This window comes from Streptomyces sp. NPDC048521 (assembly GCF_043199855.1).
In the GTDB taxonomy this organism is placed as follows: domain Bacteria; phylum Actinomycetota; class Actinomycetes; order Streptomycetales; family Streptomycetaceae; genus Streptomyces.
On sequence record NZ_JBICWR010000005.1, the window covers coordinates 132,118 to 151,462 of the forward strand.

The following is a 19,345-nucleotide window of genomic DNA, read 5'->3' on the forward strand; positions in this document are numbered from 1 at the left end:
GGGCCGGACCCAGCCGAGCCGCGGGACGGCTCAGGGGTGCGGCGAACGGCTCACGCCCTCGCCAGGTGCCGCTCCGCGAACTCCAGCTCCAGTCTCACCTGCTTGATCCGTTCCTCCACCACCAGGGAGCCGTGCCCCGCGTCGTACCGGTACACCTCGTGGGTCGCGCCCCGCGTCTCCAGGCGCTTGACGTAGTTGTCGATCTGGCGGATCGGGCAGCGGGGGTCGTTGACGCCCGCCGAGATGTAGACCGGGGCCTTGACCTGGTCGACGTAGGTCAGCGGGGAGGACGCCGCGAAGCGCTCGGGGACCTCCTCCGGGGTACCGCCCAGCAGGGTGCGGTCCATGGCCTTCAGGGACTCCATCTCGTCGTGGTACGCGGTGACGTAGTCCGCGACCGGCACCACCGCGATGCCCAGCGACCACGCCTCCGGCTGGGTGCCGAGACCGAGCAGGGTGAGATAGCCGCCCCAGGAGGCGCCGGTGAGGATCAGCCGCCCGGGGTCGGCGAGGCCGGAGGAGACGGCCCACTCGCGTACCGCGGCCACGTCCTCCAGCTCGATCAGACCGACCCGGTGCTTGAGGGCGTCGGTCCAGGCGCGGCCGTAGCCGGTGGAGCCGCGGTAGTTGATGCGGATCACCGCGTAGCCGTGGTCGACCCAGGCGGCCGGGCCGGCGGCGAAGGAGTCGCTGTCGTGCCAGGTCGGGCCGCCGTGCAGGTCGAAGACCGTGGGCAGCGGGCCCGTGGCACCGGCCGGCTTCTGGATCAGGGCGTGGATACGGCCGCCCGGGCCCTCCACCCAGGCGTCCTCCCCCGCCACCGACGGCGGGCACGCCATACCGGGCGGCTCCAGGACGACGCCGCCGGACGTCGAACGCACCGCCGGGGGCTCGGCGGCCGACGACCACAGGTACTCCACGCTGCCGTCGGGGCGGGCCGTGGCGCCGGAGACCGTGCCGGGCGGGGTGGGGATGCGGGTCAGCTCGCCGGCCGCCAGGTCGTAGCGGAACAGCTCGCTGCGGGCCTCGAAGCTGTGCGCGATGAGGAGGGCGGAGCCGTCCGGATACCACTCGGCGCCGACGTCGCCGGGCAGGTCCAGGGCGAGGTCCGTCTCCACGCCCGTCGCCACGTCCCACACCAGCGGCTCCCAGCGGCCCCGGCGCTGGTGGCCGATGAGCAGACGGGTGTCGCCGTCGACGGGGGCGAAGCCCAGCACCTCCAGGCCCAGCTCCCGCGTGCCGCCCTCGGTGTCGTCCAGCTCGATGACCGCCGAGCCGTCCGGGCGCAGCACGCGCAGCGCCGCGTGCATGGCGTCGCCGTGCTCGGTGTGCTCGACGGCGATCAGGGAGCCGTCGTGGGAGAGGCCGCCGACGCCCGCCGACTCGCGGTGCCGGTAGATCTCGACCGGGTCCTCGCCCTCGCGCGCGAGGTGGATGGTCGTCCCCTCGTCGTCCGTGGAGCGGCCGACGACCGCCGTGCGGCCGTCGCGGGCCAGGGCCAGACCGGCCGGGTAGGAGGGAGCCAGGCCGGGCACCGCCGGCGCGTTCTCCCCGCCGGTGAAGGGCTGGCGGCGCCAGATGCCGAACTCGTCGCCGTCCTTGTCGTCGAACCACCAGATCCAGGCGCCGTCCGGGGAGAGCACGCCGTCCGTCGTGCCGTTCGGCCGGTCCGTCGCCTGCCGCTGCTCGCCCGTGGCGCGGTCCCAGGCGTACAGCTCGTACGTGCCCGTCGCGTTCGACACGAACAGGGAGCGGTCCGGCGCGTCCTCCGCCCAGTCGGGCAGCGACACCCGCGGCGCCCGGAAGCGCCTCTCCCAGTCCGGCATGTCCGGCGACTTGCTCTCACTCATGGCCCCAGTCATGCGCCCATACTGCCTGGTCGCGCCGACAATCGGGTGCCGGTTGTGCGCAGCCTGTGGATAACTTTGCGATCATGAGCGCACCGACCGCCTCCGCGGCCCTCCCCGAGGGCGGGCGGGAGGACGAACGGCTGTGTCGCTCTTCCCGCGCTTCGAGAACCTCCCGGTACGCGACGGCTACCACCGCCTCCCGGCGGACCGTCCGCGCATCCCGCTGATCAACTCGCCGAGGGCCGCCGAACGCTGACCCCCGGGCGGGGTTGCGGCGCGGGCGCCGTACCGTGGAGGGCGTGTACCGGTTTCTGCTGACACCCCGCTGGTGGGGCATCAACGTCTTCGTGCTGCTCGCCATCCCGTTCTGCGTCTTCATGGGGTCCTGGCAGCTGAGCCGGTTCGAGGGGCGGGTGCAGGACCATCGCACGGCGACCGAGCAGGCCGCCTCCGACCGGCACGAGGGCGCGCGACCGCTGGACGGCATGCTGCCCGTCGACAAGACCACCTCGGGGCGGCGGGTCACCGCGAGCGGCCGGTACGGCGAGCAGCTGCTCGTACCGGACCGGGAGTTGGACGGCAAGCGCGGCTTCTACGTACTCACCCTGCTGCGTACTGGCTCCGGCAAGGCCCTGCCCGTGGTGCGGGGCTGGCTGCCGGGCACGGCGGACGCGGCCAGGGCCCCCGCTCCGCCGAGCGGCGAGGTCACCGTCACCGGCGCGCTGCAGGCGTCCGAGACCCCGGGGGACAACGGGGTCGGCGCGCAGGGCGGGCTCCCTGCCGGGCAGACGGCGGCGATCAGCTCGGCGTCGCTGGTGAACCTGGTGCCGTACAAGCTGTACGACGCCTGGGTCACCCTGGACAAGGGCGACTCGGGGATGAAGGCCGTGCCCGCGAGTGCGCCGGGCGGGACGGGGCTGGATCTGAAGGCGTTCCAGAACCTCGGCTACACCGGGGAGTGGTTCGTCTTCGCCGGTTTCGTGGTGTTCATGTGGTTCCGGTTGCTGCGGCGGGAGCTGGAGTTCCAGCGGGACGCCGAACTGGGCCTGGTACCGGAGGAAAGGGAAACCGTCGTCAGCGGGTGAACCGGTGCCGGTGCGGGCCGGGAGCCGGGTCGCTCACCGGCGCCGGCCGGGTGCGGCTGAGCCCACCCGCGCCGCCCCGGCGGCCCGACCGCCCGCAGCCGGGTGAGCGCCCCCGAAGGGGGCGGGGAACCGCGGGACGGCCACGACGGGCCCGCGGCCGGGAGGCGGCCGGCACCCGGCGGGGCCTTACGCCCCTGCCAGCACCCCGGTGTAATACACCGTCCCCGCGCACACGTCGGAGACGACCGTCGATGTCGTCGGGGAGCCCGGCTGGGCGCTGTGGGAGATGAGGACGCTGCCGTCGGCCGTCCCATCCTCGGTGGCGAGCTGCGTGGTCGTACCGGAGGACGCGCTGCCGCTGTCCGCGCTGCCGGAAGCGCCCGTCTCCTCGGTGGACGTCGGGTCGGGGCTGGGACCGCCCGTGGTCGAACCGTCGGTGCTGCCGTTGGTGGGCGGGCACGTCTCCGAGGGCACGAAGGCGAACTTCTCCTCGTAGGCCGCGCCCGGCTTCAGGACCAGTGCCGCCACCTCCAGGGAGGGGTCGGGCAGCATGGTCGCCGCGTCCCCGGCCACGTGCTGCGCCCGGACGATCTTGGCCGGGTCGGCGGCGCCCTGTGCGGTGGCGCCGATGGTGCCCGCGCCGCCGACGGTGCAGGCGGTGGAGGAGATGTTGGTGACCCGGAAGGTGCCGTAGACGATGCCCGCCGAGTCGGGGGCGTCGGCCGTGCCGGTGGCGGAGCCCAGCTGGGCCGCCGTGCACAGCGGGGTGGTGCCGGTGGGCTGGCTCGCGGAGGGGTCGGCGCCGCCGGTGCCACCGCCCTGGCCGCCGCCGTCCTTGCCCTTCTCGTCCGGCTTGCCGGTCTCCTTGCCGGGCTGGACGCTGGTGCTGCCGGCATCGGGTGTACCGGCCGTGGCGGCGCCCTTGTCCTTGCCCTGGCCGGTGCCACCCTGGGCCTGGGAGGACTGGCCGGCCATGGCGGTGTTGGGGTCGGAGCCGCCGGAGTGGGAGACGTGCACGAGGGCGGGGATCGCGGTGCCGATGAACAGGGCCGCGGCCGCCATGCCGACGACGGCCTGCCGCTTGCGGGCCCGCCGGGCGGGGACGGCCCGGCGCAGATGGTCCAGGGTGCCGGTGCGCGGCTCGATGTCGTCGACCGCGGAGTGCAACATCCGTCGCAGGGCCAGCTCGTCCGGGTCGAATCCGTCGAGATCCGGGTCGAGCCTCTCGGGGCCCTTTTCGTCGGGGCCGTGGTTCACAGTTCCGTTCCCAGCGTGCGATTGCGTGTGCTCTTGCTCATGCTGCTTCGTCGGTTCGTGCCGGACGTGGCGCTCGTACGGTCCGGGCGAGTGGCCGGCATCGGGATCGCCCCCTTCGGCGCGTCCGCTCATGCCGGTGCCTCCATGGCCACCCGCAGCGCGGCGATGCCCCGTGAGCCGTACGCCTTCACCGAACCCAGGGATATCCCGAGGCTCTCGGCGACCTGGGCCTCGGTCATGTCCGCGAAGTAGCGCAGCACGAGGACCTCGCGCTGGCGGCGCTGCAGCCCCTTCATCGCCTTGATGAGGTCACGGCGCTCCAGCCGGTCGTAGGCGCCCTCCTCCGCGCTCGCCATGTCCGGCATCGGCTTGGAGAGCAGCTTCAGGCCGAGGATGCGCCGACGCAGCGTGGACCGGGAGAGGTTCACGACCGTCTGGCGGAGGTAGGCGAGGGTCTTCTCGGGGTCGCGGACGCGCTTGCGGGCCGAGTGGACGCGGATGAAGGCCTCCTGGACGACGTCCTCGCAGGAGGCGGTGTCGTCGAGGAGGAGAGCGGCGAGGCCCAGCAGCGAGCGGTAGTGCGCCCGGTAGGTCTCGGTGAGGTGGTCGACGGTGGTGCCGGCGACCGCGGTGTCCGCGTCCGCCGTGGTCTCGTCGGCACCGTCGCGCTGACTGGGTATGCGGGCGGGCCGCGCTGCGGGCATGGGCGCGATCACCGGCATGCCGCCGGGCGTGCGGGACCGGAGCGCCGCACGGGGCGGCCGCAGGGCCGTGCCGCGGGCCGCTGGGAGTTCGAGTACCTCTGCCACGCCAGTTGGACACGCTTCCCCCCGCCAGGGTTGTACGTGCCGGGCGTCACATGTGCGACAACCGACGGTGCCTCAAGTGCCGTCATGCGTCCCGCTCTTCCGCTATATCCCATTTGAACGGGCGTCCCCACGCCCCGATCACGGCGTCCCCACGCCAGGATCATCACGTCCTCAGGTCCCGCAAGGGTGACCGCAAAGACGCTCCCCGCCCTGCACGCGGTTGCGCAGGGCGGGGAGGAAAATCCTCTGCTGCCGCACGGCCTGGTTCAAGTGGCCTGGACCATGCTTCCGAACACACTTCTTACGGAGATCCTACAAATGGATCCGCTCCCATCCGGCGTCTTTACGGCGAGAACCCGGCTCAGCCGACCTCCGCCGCGATCAGCTCGGCGATCTGCGCGGTGTTCAGCGCGGCCCCCTTGCGCAGGTTGTCGCCGCACACGAAGAGTTCGAGCGCGGTCGGATCGTCCAGCGCCCGCCGTACCCGGCCGACCCACGTGGGGTCCGTGCCCACCACGTCGGCGGGCGTGGGGAACTCACCGGCGGCCGGGTCGTCGCACAGCACCACCCCGGGCGCGGTGGCGAGGATCTCGCGGGCGCCGTCGACGGTCACCTCGCCCTGGAAGCGGGCGTGAACGGTCAGCGAGTGCGTGGTGATCACCGGCACCCGGACGCAGGTCACGGCGACCGGCAGCGCCGGCAGTCCGAGGATCTTGCGGGACTCGTCCCGCACCTTCATCTCCTCCGACGACCAGCCGTCCTCCCTGAGCGACCCGGCCCACGGGACGACGTTCAGCACGACCGGCTCCGGGAACGGCCCGGTGTCGTCCCCGACGGCCCGCCGCACGTCCCCGGGCTTGGTCCCCAGCTCCGTGCCGGCCACCAGGGACAGCTGGGACCTGAGCGTCTCCACACCGGCCCGGCCGGCTCCGCTCACCGCCTGGTACGACGACACCACCAGCTCGCGCAGCCCGAACTCGGCGTGCAGCGCGCCCAGGGCGACGATCATCGTCAGGGTCGTGCAGTTGGGGTTGGCGACGATCCCGCGCGGCCGGGTGCGTACCGCGTGCGGGTTGACCTCGGGCACCACGAGCGGCACATCGGGGTCCAGCCGGAAGGCGGCCGAGTTGTCGACGACGACCGCGCCGCGCGCCGCGGCGATCGGCGCCCACTCGGCGGCGACCTCGTCGGGTACGTCGAACAGGGCGATGTCCACCCCGGCGAAGGCGTCCTCCGTCAGGGCCACCACCTCGACCTCCTCCCCGCGCACGGACAGCTTGCGGCCGGCCGAGCGGGGGGAGGCGATCAGACGGATCTCGCCCCAGATGTCCGCGCGCTGGGACAGGATCTGGAGCATGACCGCGCCGACGGCCCCGGTCGCACCCACGACCGCGAGCGTCGGCTTTCCGGTCGGCGCCATCAGCGGCCCGTGCCTCCGTAGACGACGGCCTCGTCGGTGTCGGAGTCGAGCCCGAAGGCGGTGTGCACGGCGCGGACGGCCTCCGGCACGTCGTCCTTGCGGGTGACGACGGAGATGCGGATCTCGGAGGTCGAGATCAGCTCGATGTTCACACCCGCGTCGCTCAGCGCCTCGAAGAAGGAGGCGGTGACGCCCGGGTTGGTCTTCATACCGGCGCCGACCAGGGAGATCTTGCCGATCTGGTCGTCGTAGCGCAGCGAGTCGAAGCCGATGCCCGGCCTGTTCTTCTCCAGGGCGTCGATGGCCTTGCGGCCCTCGGTCTTCGGCAGCGTGAAGGAGATGTCCGTCAGGCCCGTGGAGGCGGCGGACACGTTCTGCACGACCATGTCGATGTTGATCTCGGCATCGGCGATGGTCCGGAAGATCGCGGCGGCCTCACCCGGCTTGTCCGGCACGCCGACGACCGTGATCTTGGCCTCGGAGGTGTCGTGCGCGACACCGGAGATGATGGCCTGCTCCACCTTCTGGTCCCCAATCGGCTCACTGCTGACCCACGTGCCCTGCAGCCCGCTGAAGCTGGACCGGACGTGGATCGGGATGTTGTAGCGGCGGGCGTACTCCACACAGCGGTGGAGCAGCACCTTGGAGCCGGAGGCCGCGAGCTCCAGCATGTCCTCGAAGGAGATCCAGTCGATCTTCTTCGCCTTCTTCACCACGCGCGGGTCGGCGGTGAACACGCCGTCCACGTCGGTGTAGATCTCGCAGACCTCGGCGTCGAGCGCGGCGGCGAGGGCCACGGCCGTGGTGTCGGACCCGCCACGCCCCAGCGTGGTGATGTCCTTCTTGTCCTGGCTGACGCCCTGGAACCCGGCGACGATGGCGATGTTGCCCTTGTCCAGGGACTCCCGGATGCGGCCCGGCGTGACGTCGATGATCCGGGCTTTGTTGTGGACCGAGTCGGTGATGACGCCTGCCTGGCTGCCGGTGAACGACTGGGCCTCGTGGCCCAGGTTTTTGATCGCCATGGCCAGCAGGGCCATGGAGATACGCTCTCCGGCGGTCAGCAGCATGTCGAATTCCCGCCCGGCAGGCATCGGAGAAACCTGCTCGGCGAGATCGATCAGCTCGTCCGTCGTGTCGCCCATCGCGGAAACGACGACAACCACCTGGTTGCCGTTCTTCTTCGCTTCCACGATCCGCTTGGCGACGCGCTTGATGCCTTCGGCATCGGCTACGGAGGAGCCTCCGTACTTCTGCACGACAAGGCCCACGTGCGCTCCTCGCTCGGTTCGTTTGTGTCGGCTCAGTCTATCGAGCGTCCGAATTCCACCACCCTGCTCCCGCATGGTGAGACACCCGTGAGGACGCCGGTGAGGGCATCGGCGGGGCCCGTGGTGAGGTCCCGTCCGCTCGAAAGCGGAACCTGCCCAGCACGAGCCGCCGCACGCCGAACGTGCCCCGGCTCACACCGACCGGCCGAGCGCTACTTCCCGGGCCGGATCCCCAGCGGGGCGCCGATCTCCTCCGCCATCACCCGGCCCGCCTCGAACTCCAGGGTCTCGTCGCCCATCGCGGCCTGGTCGGTGTCGAGGCCGTCGAGTTCTTCCAGGGGCTGGTTGAGGCGGACGTGGATCAGGACGGACTGCAGGGCGCGCAGGACCGCGGAGGCCGTGGGGCCCCAGTTGGAGAAGTAGGAGAACTGCCACCACCACAGGGCCTCCGTGGTGCGGCCCGCACGGTAGTGGGCCATGCCGTGGCGGAGGTCGGTGATGATGTCGGCGAGGTCGTCCGAGAGACGGGCCGGCACGGGAGCCCTGCGGGGCTCGTACGGGTCGAAGACCTCGGAGTAGACGTCGATGGGGTCCAGCAGGCGGGCGAAGGTCTCGCGGAGTTCGTCCACGTCCGGCTCGGGGCCCGGGTCGGGCTCGTAGCGCTCCTCGGGGACGATGTCCTCGTGGGCGCCCAGCCGTCCGCCGGCCAGCAGGATCTGGGAGATTTCCAGAAGGAGGAAGGGGACCGCCGATTCGGGCTCGTCGGCCTTCGCCACCTCCGTGACGGCCACCAGGAAGCTCTCGACCTGGTCCGCGATCTGGACCACGAAGTCGTCCGGGTTCTGCGTCGTGTCGTGCAGCGTGGCGTCAGACATCTAGGAGTCGTCTCCCCTCGAAGGCGCGGCCGAGGGTCACCTCGTCCGCGTATTCCAGGTCGCCACCCACCGGGAGGCCGCTGGCCAGGCGGGTGACCTTCAGGCCCATGGGCTTGATCATGCGGGCGAGGTACGTCGCCGTCGCTTCCCCTTCGAGATTGGGGTCCGTGGCCAGGATCAGCTCCGTGACCGCCCCGTCGGCCAACCTCGCGAGAAGTTCTCGTATCCGCAGGTCGTCGGGGCCCACACCCTCGATCGGGCTGATCGCCCCGCCGAGGACGTGGTACCGCCCGCGGAACTCCCGGGTCCGCTCGATGGCGACGACGTCCTTCGGCTCCTCGACCACGCAGATGACCGAGGGGTCGCGCCGGGCGTCGCGGCAGATGTTGCACAGTTCCTCCTGTGCCACGTTGCCGCAGATCGCGCAGAAGCGGACCTTCGCCTTCACCTCCAGGAGCGCCTGCGCGAGCCGCTTCACGTCCGTCGGCTCCGCCTGCAGGATGTGGAAGGCGATCCGCTGCGCGCTCTTGGGACCGACGCCGGGCAACCGCCCCAGCTCGTCGATGAGGTCCTGGACCACGCCTTCGTACAACGGACTGCCCTTCCTGGAGACCTTTCGGTACGTACGGTAGTTGGCTGCCGCCTCTCCTTGGAAGGCGGTGGGGGTGTCGTACCGGTGGCGAACACCGGAACGATCGGCGTGTCAGCCGGTCAGAAGGGCAGACCGGGGATACCGCTGCCGCCGCCCAGACCCTGGGCCAGCGGACCCAGCTTCTGCTGCTGCAGCGTCTGCGCGTTCTCGTTCGCCGCCTGTACGGCCGCCACGATCAGGTCGGCGAGGGTCTCGGTGTCCTCCGGGTCCACCGCCTTCGGGTCGATCCTGAGCGCGCGCAGCTCACCGGAGCCCGTCACGGTGGCCTTCACCAGACCGCCGCCCGCCTGCCCGTCGACCTCCGTGTTCGCCAGTTCCTCCTGCGCCCGCTGCAGGTCCTGCTGCATCTTCTGGGCCTGCTGGAGCAGCTGCTGCATGTTGGGCTGGCCACCACCGGGGATCACGATCAGCTCCTCGCTGTCTTCTCCGACGCCTGTCTCCGGCGTCTTTCTCCGCTGTGCACGAGCCTACGTGGTCCACGCGGCCGTCGCCCCGCCACTCTTTCGAGTGAGAAAGACAGCAGTCCTATACCTGATCAAGGCCCTCTTACGGGCGGAAAAGCCGGGAAAGCTCCCTCTCCGCCACCCATTGGGCGGTAGGAAGGGTGGCGCGCGTCGGCAGGGGAATGTCACGCTACGTGACCGGTCGTGATCAGTAGGGAGTGCCGGGTGGGTCAGCCGGAGATGCAGCCCGAGGGTCCGCCTCAGGACGGGCGGGGCGAGGGTGCGGCCGGGCTGCGGCCGGGCGATCTGACCGGGCGGGCCTTCCCGCTCGGCGACTGGGGGGAGCCCGCCGAGCGGCTCGACGAGCTGTACCGGTGGGTGGAGCGCGGGGCCCTGGAGACGACGGCCTGGTACCTGCGGGACCGGGTGTGGAAGCGGCGCGGCGCCCGGGTGCTGCGGGTCGGCGCGGCGGCGGGCGCGGTGGCCGGCGCGGCGCTGCCCCTCCTCGATCTCACCGGGGCGGCCGGCGGGGTGGCGCCCTGGGGCTGTCTGGCCCTGCTGCTCGGGGTCGCCTGCGTCGGCATCGACCGGTTCTTCGGCGTCACGTCCGGATGGATAAGGGACGTGGCGACCGCCCAGGCGGTGCAGCGGCGGCTCCAGGCGTTGCAGTTCGACTGGGCCTCGGAGAGCGTGCGGGAGGTGCTGGGACCGGCCGAGGGCACGGCGAGCGAGGCGGCCGAGCGGTGCCTGGGTGTGCTGCGGCGGTTCTCGGAGGACGTCACGGAGCTGGTGCGGACGGAGACGACCGACTGGATGGTGGAATTCCGCACCGGCTCGGCACCGCTCGGCATCCAGACGGCGACGGCGTCCGTACCGCGCCAGGACCACGCAGGTCCGGGGGGCCGCTTTCCGCTCCCCCCGGCGAACGGCAGCCGCCCGAACATGCCCCGCCAACGGCCACCGGAGCCCCGCTAGGGCCTGTCTGGCCATTCGCGTCGTTGCCCGAAGGGCGGCCGCGCGGCGTCAGGTGCGTGCTCTCGCCGTGCCGGCCCCAGGCCCGTCCCCACTCAGTGCCTGGTGTACGTCAGGCTCTCCCCGCCGCTCCGCTTCGCCCGCTTCAGACGGCCGTCCGAGAGCAGCGTGACCTCGGTGGCCTCGCCCGGGGAGCAGGAGGAGGCGGGCTCGCCGGCGGTGACGGTGGACGGCCCGATCTGCAACGGCCCGCTACCCGTGGGCTCCTCGGCGAGCTCGGCCTCGAAGACGCAGTGGTACGTCCCACCGCCGTCGGTCGGCCCGTCCGCGACCAGCGTCAGCACGGTGTCGCCCACCTTGCCCTGCCGAATGGTCAGTTCGCGGGTGTTGGCACCGTTGGCGTTGTCGATCGTGGTCTCCCAGGTGCCGAGGTAGGCGTCCGGGACCGCCCCTGCCGTGGAGGCGGAGGCGGTCGGCGCCGACGTGGTCGGGGCGGGTGCGCCGGAGGTCCCGTCGGTCGCCGGCGCGGACGTGGCGGTCGGCGCGGGGCTGACCGTGTCGCCGCCCTTGTTGTCGGTACCGCCACCGTTCTTCATCAGGGCGTACACCGTGCCACCCGCGCCGAGCGCCACGACCAGGGCGATCACGACGAGCAGCGCGGTGGACCGCCCGTTGCGCCGCTCGGGCTGCTGCCCCACGCCGACCGGCGGCGGCCCGTACGGCGGGGTGGAGCCGAGCCCGCCGCCGTAGGGGTTGTACGGCGGCTGCGCCCCGCCCCACGCCCCGGCACCGGGCTGCTGCGGGTAGCCGTGGCCGACGGGGGGCTGAGGATGCTGCTGCGGATACCCGTACGGCCCGGGCGGCGGAGCCTGCCCCGACACGACGGTCGGAAGATGATTGACGCCGCCCCCGACCGACGGTGGACCCACCGGAACAGGCGGTAGGGCCCCTCCATCGGCAACGGCACCATGCTCAGGCGACCCCCCATCCGCCGAACCCCCCGCCCCCGCAACAGCCCCACCGTCACCCGCACCCGCACCCGCACCCGCACCCGCACCCGCGGCCGCCGCTACCCCCGCACCAACTCCACCCGCACCCGCGACCGGCGCTAGCCCCGCACCAAGTCCGCCCGCACCCGCCGACGGCGAGGACCCCCCACCGGGGCCACCCGCACCCGCCGACGCTGCCTGCACGGGTGGTGCGGGTGGGAACCCGGACCCGGCCGGAGGCCGGGTGCCCCCCGACGCACCGGCACCCGAAGCCGCACCGGCACCCGACGACGCACCCGAAGCCACCCCGTCGCTCTCCGGATCCTCGGCCTCCAGCAACCGCACCGCATGCCGCCCCAACTGCGCCACCAACGAGCCCGGCAACCACGGATCCCGGGACCGTCCCCCGGCCACCGTGTCCTCCGCCCCCGTCCGCTCCAGGATCGCGTCCAGCGAAGGCCGAGCCCCCGGCTCCTTGCGCAAGCAGTCCCGCACCAGGTCGGCGATCCCCTCCGGCACCCCCTCCAGATCCGGCTCCTCCTGAGCGATCCGGAACATCAGCGCGTGCACCCCGCTGTTGGCCGTCCCGAAGGGCAGCGTCCCGGTCGCCGCGTACGCCAGCACGGACCCGAGGCAGAACACGTCGCAGGCCGGCGTGATCCGGTCCCCCCGCACCTGCTCGGGTGCCATGAACCCGGGCGACCCGACCAGCGACCCCGTCCGGGTGAGCCCCTCCCCGCCGACCTGGGTCGTCTCCAGCGCCCGGGCGATCCCGAAGTCGATGACCCGGGGTCCGTCGATGGTGACGAGCACGTTCGACGGCTTGAGATCCCGGTGCACGATCCCCGCCGCGTGGATGTCCTTCAGCGCGTGCGCGAGGCCCGCCGCGAGGATCCGTACCGACCGCTCGGGCAGCGCACCGTGGTCGTGCCCCACGACCTGCTGCAGGCTCGGCCCGGCGACGTACCCCGTCGCCACCCACGGGACCGCCGCCTCGGTGTCGGCGTCCAGCACGGGCGCGGTCCAGTACCCGCCGACCCGCTGCGCGGCCTGCACCTCCTGCCGGAACCGTGCCCGGAACTCCTCCTGCTCGGCCAGCTCCTCGCGGACCAGCTTCACGGCGACGGTACGCCCCCGGTCCGACCGGGCCAGGTACACGTTCCCCATACCGCCGGCACCCAGCCGCGCCAGCAGCCGGTAGGCCCCGATACGGTGCGGATCCCCCGGTCCCAGCTTCTCCATCCCGCGCCGCCTTCCCCCCATAGGTCGCAACAGACCGAGGATAGTGCGGTCGTACGGGGTGAGGAGCGGGCCTGCGTCTACGGTTCCGTAACAGGCGGGCCCACCGTCGCCTTGGACAATCTGTCGCGGAAACCCCCCGCCCAGGGAACAGGACGCCGATGTCGCTTCCGCATCGCGGACATCTACGCTCGCGGGCATGACCCCTCAGCCCCACCCCGACGCCGGCGCCGCAGTGAAGGCCGCGGACCGCGCGCACGTCTTCCACTCCTGGTCCGCGCAGGACCTCATCGACCCGCTCGCCGTCGCCGGCGCCGAGGGGTCGTACTTCTGGGACTACGACGGCAAGCGGTACCTGGACTTCACCAGCGGGCTCGTCTTCACCAACATCGGCTACCAGCACCCCAAGGTCGTCGCGGCGATCCAGGAGCAGGCCGCGACCATGACGACGTTCGCCCCCGCGTTCGCCGTCGAGGCGCGCTCGGAGGCGGCCCGGCTGATCGCCGAGCGGACCCCCGGCGACCTGGACAAGATCTTCTTCACCAACGGCGGCGCGGACGCCGTGGAGCACGCGGTGCGCATGGCCCGGCTGCACACGGGCCGCCCCAAGGTGCTGGCCGCCTACCGCTCGTACCACGGCGGCACCCAGCAGGCCGTCAACATCACCGGGGACCCGCGCCGCTGGGCCTCCGACAGCGGCAGCGCCGGTGTCGTCCACTTCTGGGCGCCCTTCCTCTACCGCTCCCGCTTCTACTCCGAGACGGAGGAGCAGGAGACCGCGCGGGCCCTGGAGCACCTGGAGACGACGATCGCCTTCGAGGGCCCGGGCACGGTCGCCGCGATCGTCCTGGAGACCATCCCGGGCACGGCCGGGATCATGGTCCCGCCGCCCGGCTATCTGGCCGGGGTACGCGAGCTGTGCGACAGGTACGGGATCGTCTTCGTCCTGGACGAGGTCATGGCCGGGTTCGGCCGGACCGGCGAGTGGTTCGCGGCCGACCTGTTCGACGTCACCCCCGACCTCATGACCTTCGCCAAGGGCGTCAACTCGGGCTATGTCCCGCTCGGCGGCGTCGCGATCTCCGGGGAGATCGCGGAGACCTTCGCCAAGCGCCCGTACCCCGGCGGCCTGACCTACTCCGGTCACCCGCTGGCCTGCGCCGCGGCCGTCGCCACGATCAACGTGATGGCGGAGGAGGGCGTGGTCGAGAACGCCAAGCGGCTGGGCGAGACGGTCGTCGGCCCCGCCCTCACCGAACTGGCCGAGCGGCACCCGAGCGTCGGCGAGGTGCGCGGTGTCGGCATGTTCTGGGCGCTGGACCTGGTGAAGAACCGCGAGACCCGCGAGCCGCTGGTGCCGTACAACGCGGCCGGCGAGGCGAACGCCCCCATGGCCGCCTTCGCCGCCGCGGCCAAGCAGCACGGCCTGTGGCCCTTCGTGAACATGAACCGCACCCATGTGGTGCCGCCGTGCAACGTGACCGAGGCCGAGCTGAAGGAGGGCCTGGCCGCGCTCGACGCCGCGCTGACCGTGGCCGACGAGTACACGGCGTAACCGAATCGAGGCTGCCGCCGGACCGATCCGAACGCGTAAGGTGACGTGCTCGTAAGACATAGGTACTCGCGTAGAACGCGAGTCCGTACGAGTACGTCACCCGGCTGCGTACGCGTACGTCACCGGACGCGTGAGGAGAGGCCCGGACCATGCCCGGCAACGGCGCCGTGACGCGCAGCACCCTGCGCCAGCAGATCGCGGACGCGCTCCGTGACGAGGTGCTGGCGGGGCGGCTGCGACCGGGCCGGGCGTTCACCGTCAAGGAGATCGCCGACCAGTACGGCGTCTCGGCCACCCCGGTCCGCGAGGCGCTGGTCGACCTGTCCGCGCAGGGCATCCTCGAGGCCGACCAGCACCGCGGCTTCCGCGTGCCCGAGTACTCGGTCACCGACTACCGGAACATGATCGAGGCCCGCAGCCTGGTCACCGACGGCATGTTCCAGGCGCTCGCCTCGGGCCATCCCGCCTTCCGCACCCCGCCGGACGACCCGCGCACGGCCGCGGCGCTGACCACCGTGCGCCGCCGGGGCGAGGAGGCCCAGCGCGCCGCGGCGGCCGGTGACCTGACCATCCTCATCGGCTACGACCTGCGGTTCTGGCGCGAGCTGAGCGCCCTGTTCGGCAATCCCTACCTCGCCGACTTCCTGGACCGGCTGCGCGTGCAGTCCTGGGTGTGCGCGGTGCAGCACCTGCTCCGCCTCCCCGATCTGCGCGGCCGGCTCTGGGCCGGGCACACCGAACTGGTCGACGCGCTGGCCCGCCGCGAGGCCGAGGCCGCCCGCCGGATCGTCGCCGCCGCCAACGCCCACTCGCTGGCGCTGCTGGAACACCTGGCCAACGGGTAAGTGACCGGTACGGTCCCGCGGGGAAGCCACCAAGGGCCGTAGCGACTACCCTTCCCTGACCACCTGCTGCCGTGCGTGACCGTGCGCCTGCCGATGCGAGGAGTCCTCTTTTGGCCTGTGACCTGTGGCTGGTACCGCTCGTCGACGTGTTGTGCCACACCCCGGACAACCCGTTCGCCGAGGAACTCGCGCAATACAACAAGGCGCTGGCCGAGGCCGGGCTCCCACCGGTGCCGGTGTACCAGTACATGCCCGGCCTGTCCGGCGACGTCGCCCCGGTGGCCGGCTTCGACTACGACGCCCTGCACTTCCTGCGCCGGGTCTACCTGCTCCAGGTCTGCGGGCTGCCGGTGACCCCGGTGGACGAACTGGGCGGGGACTACGAGCAGTTGCTGGAGATGTTCGAGTCCACGGCTCAGCAGTCCCACCTGGTCTGGCACTACGACCACGCGGGCGCGTACGTCCCCGTCGACTTCCCGCACCCCCTGTCGAACGACGAACTCCTCGCGGGCGGAGGCCCGTTGGGCTCCTCGCAGACCCTCCTCAGGGAGCTCCAGTACGTCGCCCCGGCCATCGGCATCGACCCCGCGAACCCCCCGGCGGCCCCCGAACCGCCCGCGTCCCCGACCGAGCTGGAGGAACCGGCCGTCGCGGCGCCGTACGACCCCAGCCCCTTCGCCCGCGAACGGCACGTGTGGCTGGGCCTGCACGCGGCGGCGACCCGGTCCCTGGCACAGGGGTCGATGATCGTCTTCAGCTGACCGCCGGCGCGGCCCGGCACGGGACACGAAGACCTCCGTGCGGTGAAGACTCGACACCTCCACCACACCGGAGGTCTTCGCCATGATCAAGCCCGGCCAGTGTCAACAACGCTCGTGATCAATACAGCTAGGGCCGGTCGGGGAGGCGCCCGACGAGGCGGATCTCCGGGGGCCACAGGACCCCGCTCGCCAGCAGCAGCGAGGGTCCGAGGTGCACCGGGCACACCCACAGCGGCGGCCTGTTGTGCCGGGCGACCTCGAAGACGGCCGGGTCGGAGCAGTCCGTGCCGTCGGACTGGTGGCCCTCACCGCCGTACGGTCCCCGGCACCGTGCGTTCCGGTGGACGCTCATATGTCGATTGTGCCTCGCGCACCGCGCGGGACCGCCCCGCCGATCATGCCCGGGGGCGGATCGGCGGGGCGGTTCGGGACCCGGCGGGGACAGCGCCCCGCCCGCGGCCTACAGGAACGAGTTGATCTCGATCGTCTCGTCACGGCCCGGGCCCACGCCGATCGCGGAGATCGGGGCGCCGGACATCTCCTCCAGCGCCTTGACGTAGTTCTGGGCGTTCTTCGGCAGGTCGGAGAAGGACTTCGCCTTGGTGATGTCCTCGGACCAGCCCGGCAGGGTCTCGTAGACCGGCTTCGCGTGGTGGAAGTCGGTCTGGGAGTACGGCAGCTCCTCGACGCGCTTGCCGTCGATCTCGTAGGCCACGCAGACCGGGATCTGCTCCCAGCCGGTCAGCACGTCCAGCTTGGTGAGGAAGAAGTCCGTCAGGCCGTTCACGCGGGTCGCGTAGCGGGCGATGACCGCGTCGAACCAGCCGCAGCGGCGGTCGCGGCCCGTGGTCACGCCCCGCTCGCCGCCGATGCGGCGCAGCGCCTCGCCGTCCTCGTCGAACAGCTCGGTCGGGAAGGGACCCGCGCCGACCCGGGTCGTGTAGGCCTTCAGGATGCCGATGACCCGGCTGATCTTCGTCGGGCCGACACCGGCGCCCGTGCACGCGCCGCCCGCGGTCGGGTTGCTGGACGTCACGAAGGGGTACGTGCCGTGGTCGATGTCCAGGAGGGTGCCCTGGCCGCCCTCGAACAGGACGACCTTGTCGTCCTCCAGCGCCTGGTTGAGGACCAGGACCGTGTCGGCGACGTACGGCTCGAGCTTCTCGGCGTAGGCCAGCAGTTCCTCGACGACCTGGCTCACGGCGATCGCGCGCCGGTTGTACAGCTTGGTCAGGATCTGGTTCTTGACGTCGAGGGCCGCCTCGACCTTCTGGGTGAGGATCGACTCGTCGTACAGGTCCTGGACCCGGATGCCGACGCGGTTGATCTTGTCGGCGTAGGTGGGGCCGATACCGCGCCCGGTCGTGCCGATCTTCCGCTTTCCGAGGAAGCGTTCCGTCACCTTGTCGACGGTCACGTTGTACGGCGTGATGATGTGTGCGTTGCCGCTGATCAGGAGCTTGGACGTGTCGACGCCACGCTCGTTCAGACCGCTCAGCTCGGAGAGCAGGACCGACGGGTCGACAACGACACCGTTACCGATGACCGGCGTACAGCCGGGCGAGAGGATTCCGGAAGGGAGGAGGTGGAGTGCATACTTCTGGTCGCCGACGACGACCGTGTGGCCGGCGTTGTTGCCGCCCTGGTAACGCACTACATAGTCCACCGAGCCACCGAGCAGGTCGGTCGCCTTCCCCTTGCCTTCGTCACCCCACTGAGCACCGAGCAGCACAAGTGCGGGCACGCGCGTACACCCCTTCCGGGCGGGGCATGTCCAAGGTCGGGGGCGTGGGCGTAAGGTTCACCGCCGCGTGCCACAGCGACCGCCGTTGGTCGCACAACCGTCGGACCGGATGCCCCGGAATAGACGAAGCCCCTGGCGCAATAGCGCAAGGGGCTCTTGCACAAAGATGCTACCCGAGGAAGCGAGGCAGGACCGAGGTGGCGACTTTCGCGACGTCCGATCAGCTGCTGGTGATCATCGATCCGACAGCACGGCAGGCGGACGGAGAGTCCGTACGGATCGCGAAAGACGTGCTCAGCGCGGGTGCGGCGGCCAAGGTGTGCCTGCCGGAGAGCCCGGAGGAATTCGCCCGCGCACTGGGCCGACGGGGTTCTAGGCGACCGGTCGTGATCGGCGACGACCGGGCCCTGGTGCGTGCGGTGACCCTGCTGCACCGGCAGCGTGAGCTGGCCGGCTGTGCGCTGTCGATGGTGCCCGTGGGAGGCACGCTCGCCCTGGCGGAGTCCCTGGGGGTGCCGACGGGCGCGGTGGCGGCGGCGCGGGCGGTACTGGACGGTGCCGAGCGCCGCCTCGACCTCCTCGTCGACGACAGCGACGGGGTGGTGCTGGGCGCGCTGGGCATACCGCCGGCGCCGGTGCGGGCGGCGGCCGCCGAGCCGGTGAGTGTGGCTCCCGGGCGGCCCCGGCTGCGCACGAGGTACCGCTCGCTGGTCCGCACCCTGGCCCCGCGCCCCGCCCGCCTCTCCGCCGTACCGGCCCCCGGCCCCGCCCGGCTCCGTGTGGAGGTCGACGGCGAGACGGTCGTGGACCTCGACCAGCCGGTCGAGACGGTCTCGGTGACCCCGGGCACGGGCGGCACGGCCTCGGTGGAGGTACGCCCCCTCTCGGTGGGCGCGGAGGCGACCCCCCTGCTGGCCTCCGGCCGCACGGTGACGGTCGTGGGCGCGGACTTCCGCTACCGCGCGGACGCGGCGGTCTCGGGCCCGGTACGCCGGCGGACGTGGCGGGTGGCGGAGGGGGCCTGGGCGCTCGTCCTGCCCTCGGCGTGAGCCGGGAGCGGGACGCCGGAGCCGGTCTCGGTGACCTCGAAGAAGTCCAGGGTCTCGGTGAGCCGCCGGCCCGCGGGGTGTCGGGTCCGAGGCTCGCGACCCGCTCCCGCAGCGCGTCCTCCCAGCCCTTGATGATCGCCTCGCGGTTGGGAGCGCCTCGTACCACCGGTCGCTGTGCACCCGGTACCGCTCCCGGCGCGAGCCGGGTTCGCGCTCGCGGGACACCGGGTGGACCTGGGCGAGGTAGCGCACGACGCCGGACACGGCCGCGGGGCTGATCCGCTGCGGTTCGCCCAGCTCGGCCGGAGGTCAGGGTGCCGGTGTCGGAGGCGAGCGGCGCGGCGGGGACCCGCGACGGCATCCGGGGCATGCCCGCCTCGACCAGCTGGGCGGCGCAGTGCTCCACGAACCGCGGGACCGACTCCGGGTCCCGCTGTGTGCTCGGCTCCGTCATGCCCTCCGAGCGGCAGCGGCCATGGTGCTGGTGGGCGCGGGGCCGGCGGGGCTGCGCGGGCGGGACGTGGCCGCT

The 19,345-nt window shown here is 72.1% G+C and carries 17 protein-coding genes and 1 pseudogene; 6 read left to right on the forward strand and 12 right to left on the reverse strand.

What is annotated here, in order from left to right; all coding sequences use genetic code 11:
* Nucleotides 1–50 precede the first annotated feature (50 nt).
* Nucleotides 51–1,850 (reverse strand): prolyl oligopeptidase family serine peptidase, encoded by a 1,800-nt coding sequence (locus tag ACGFRF_RS14230; RefSeq protein WP_393739582.1) that lies wholly within the window; start codon nucleotides 1,848–1,850, stop codon nucleotides 51–53.
* Nucleotides 1,851–2,149: 299 nt separating this feature from the next.
* Here ACGFRF_RS14230 and ACGFRF_RS14235 point away from each other — a divergent pair, with 299 nt between their 5' ends.
* Complete coding sequence (locus ACGFRF_RS14235; protein ID WP_393739584.1) at nucleotides 2,150–2,935, forward strand: SURF1 family protein; 786 nt, start codon at nucleotides 2,150–2,152, stop codon at nucleotides 2,933–2,935.
* A gap of 186 nt (nucleotides 2,936–3,121) precedes the next feature.
* On the opposite strand, the gene ACGFRF_RS14240 is transcribed toward ACGFRF_RS14235, so the two are convergent.
* From ACGFRF_RS14240 to ACGFRF_RS14270, 7 genes are all read right to left on the reverse strand, one after another.
* The gene (locus ACGFRF_RS14240) at nucleotides 3,122–4,192 is read right to left on the reverse strand and encodes a hypothetical protein (RefSeq protein WP_393739586.1); all 1,071 of its coding nucleotides are present in this window, start codon (nucleotides 4,190–4,192) and stop codon (nucleotides 3,122–3,124) included.
* Nucleotides 4,193–4,320: 128 nt separating this feature from the next.
* On the reverse strand, nucleotides 4,321–5,001 hold the full coding sequence (locus ACGFRF_RS14245) for a SigE family RNA polymerase sigma factor (protein WP_393739588.1): 681 nt from the start codon (nucleotides 4,999–5,001) through the stop codon (nucleotides 4,321–4,323).
* A 361-nt stretch (nucleotides 5,002–5,362) separates the two neighbouring features.
* On the reverse strand, nucleotides 5,363–6,421 hold the full coding sequence (locus ACGFRF_RS14250) for an aspartate-semialdehyde dehydrogenase (RefSeq protein WP_393739589.1): 1,059 nt from the start codon (nucleotides 6,419–6,421) through the stop codon (nucleotides 5,363–5,365).
* Nucleotides 6,421–7,692, reverse strand: a complete 1,272-nt coding sequence (locus tag ACGFRF_RS14255; protein WP_393739591.1) for an aspartate kinase — start codon at nucleotides 7,690–7,692, stop codon at nucleotides 6,421–6,423. Before ACGFRF_RS14255 ends, ACGFRF_RS14250 begins: the two co-directional genes overlap by 1 nt.
* A 212-nt stretch (nucleotides 7,693–7,904) precedes the next feature.
* Nucleotides 7,905–8,567, reverse strand: a complete 663-nt coding sequence (locus ACGFRF_RS14260; RefSeq protein WP_393739593.1) for a DUF5063 domain-containing protein — start codon at nucleotides 8,565–8,567, stop codon at nucleotides 7,905–7,907.
* Entirely contained in the window at nucleotides 8,560–9,159 is a 600-nt protein-coding gene (recR, locus tag ACGFRF_RS14265) for a recombination mediator RecR (RefSeq protein WP_393739595.1), read from the reverse strand. The genes ACGFRF_RS14260 and recR overlap by 8 nt, the downstream gene beginning before the upstream one ends.
* A gap of 119 nt (nucleotides 9,160–9,278) precedes the next feature.
* Nucleotides 9,279–9,623, reverse strand: coding sequence for a YbaB/EbfC family nucleoid-associated protein (locus tag ACGFRF_RS14270; RefSeq protein WP_393739597.1), 345 nt, complete (start codon nucleotides 9,621–9,623; stop codon nucleotides 9,279–9,281).
* Nucleotides 9,624–9,887: 264 nt separating this feature from the next.
* Here ACGFRF_RS14270 and ACGFRF_RS14275 point away from each other — a divergent pair, with 264 nt between their 5' ends.
* Nucleotides 9,888–10,637, forward strand: a complete 750-nt coding sequence (locus ACGFRF_RS14275; protein ID WP_393739598.1) for an SLATT domain-containing protein — start codon at nucleotides 9,888–9,890, stop codon at nucleotides 10,635–10,637.
* 92 nt (nucleotides 10,638–10,729) lie between these two features.
* Here ACGFRF_RS14275 and ACGFRF_RS14280 read toward each other — a convergent pair whose 3' ends face one another.
* A complete protein-coding gene (locus tag ACGFRF_RS14280; RefSeq protein WP_393739600.1) occupies nucleotides 10,730–12,865 on the reverse strand; it encodes a serine/threonine-protein kinase in 2,136 nt (711 codons plus the stop codon).
* 196 nt (nucleotides 12,866–13,061) lie between these two features.
* Here ACGFRF_RS14280 and ACGFRF_RS14285 point away from each other — a divergent pair, with 196 nt between their 5' ends.
* From ACGFRF_RS14285 to ACGFRF_RS14295, 3 genes are all read left to right on the forward strand, one after another.
* Complete coding sequence (locus tag ACGFRF_RS14285) at nucleotides 13,062–14,417, forward strand: aspartate aminotransferase family protein (RefSeq protein ID WP_393739602.1); 1,356 nt, start codon at nucleotides 13,062–13,064, stop codon at nucleotides 14,415–14,417.
* Nucleotides 14,418–14,566: 149 nt separating this feature from the next.
* Nucleotides 14,567–15,262 carry a GntR family transcriptional regulator gene (locus ACGFRF_RS14290; protein WP_393739604.1) on the forward strand — a complete coding sequence of 232 codons (696 nt, stop codon included), beginning with the start codon at nucleotides 14,567–14,569 and terminating at the stop codon, nucleotides 15,260–15,262.
* A gap of 110 nt (nucleotides 15,263–15,372) precedes the next feature.
* On the forward strand, nucleotides 15,373–16,023 hold the full coding sequence (locus ACGFRF_RS14295; RefSeq protein WP_393739606.1) for a hypothetical protein: 651 nt from the start codon (nucleotides 15,373–15,375) through the stop codon (nucleotides 16,021–16,023).
* A gap of 127 nt (nucleotides 16,024–16,150) precedes the next feature.
* Here ACGFRF_RS14295 and ACGFRF_RS14300 read toward each other — a convergent pair whose 3' ends face one another.
* The gene (locus ACGFRF_RS14300) at nucleotides 16,151–16,375 is read right to left on the reverse strand and encodes a hypothetical protein (protein WP_393739607.1); all 225 of its coding nucleotides are present in this window, start codon (nucleotides 16,373–16,375) and stop codon (nucleotides 16,151–16,153) included.
* 108 nt (nucleotides 16,376–16,483) lie between these two features.
* The gene (locus ACGFRF_RS14305; RefSeq protein ID WP_393739609.1) at nucleotides 16,484–17,767 is read right to left on the reverse strand and encodes an adenylosuccinate synthase; all 1,284 of its coding nucleotides are present in this window, start codon (nucleotides 17,765–17,767) and stop codon (nucleotides 16,484–16,486) included.
* Nucleotides 17,768–17,964: 197 nt separating this feature from the next.
* On the opposite strand from ACGFRF_RS14305, the gene ACGFRF_RS14310 reads away from it, so the two are divergent.
* Nucleotides 17,965–18,816: a diacylglycerol kinase gene (locus tag ACGFRF_RS14310; protein ID WP_393739611.1), complete on the forward strand. Its 852-nt coding sequence runs from the start codon at nucleotides 17,965–17,967 to the stop codon at nucleotides 18,814–18,816.
* Here ACGFRF_RS14310 and ACGFRF_RS14315 read toward each other — a convergent pair.
* Nucleotides 18,723–19,270 (reverse strand): annotated as a pseudogene (locus ACGFRF_RS14315) (GbsR/MarR family transcriptional regulator). The gene ACGFRF_RS14310 and the pseudogene ACGFRF_RS14315 sit on opposite strands and share 94 nt — an antisense overlap.
* Nucleotides 19,271–19,345: the final 75 nt, after the last annotated feature.

What these genes read in the sequence shown, in the direction of transcription:
- ACGFRF_RS14230 (WP_393739582.1), bottom strand. Translation starts at nt 1,850, where the DNA reads ATGAGTGAGAGCAAGTCGCCGGACATGCCGGACTGGGAGAGGCGCTTC.
- ACGFRF_RS14250 (WP_393739589.1), bottom strand. Translation starts at nt 6,421, where the DNA reads ATGGCGCCGACCGGAAAGCCGACGCTCGCGGTCGTGGGTGCGACCGGG.
- ACGFRF_RS14260 (WP_393739593.1), bottom strand. Translation starts at nt 8,567, where the DNA reads ATGTCTGACGCCACGCTGCACGACACGACGCAGAACCCGGACGACTTC.
- ACGFRF_RS14280 (WP_393739600.1), bottom strand. Translation starts at nt 12,865, where the DNA reads ATGGAGAAGCTGGGACCGGGGGATCCGCACCGTATCGGGGCCTACCGG.
- ACGFRF_RS14285 (WP_393739602.1), top strand. Translation starts at nt 13,062, where the DNA reads ATGACCCCTCAGCCCCACCCCGACGCCGGCGCCGCAGTGAAGGCCGCG.
- ACGFRF_RS14290 (WP_393739604.1), top strand. Translation starts at nt 14,567, where the DNA reads ATGCCCGGCAACGGCGCCGTGACGCGCAGCACCCTGCGCCAGCAGATC.
- ACGFRF_RS14300 (WP_393739607.1), bottom strand. Translation starts at nt 16,375, where the DNA reads ATGAGCGTCCACCGGAACGCACGGTGCCGGGGACCGTACGGCGGTGAG.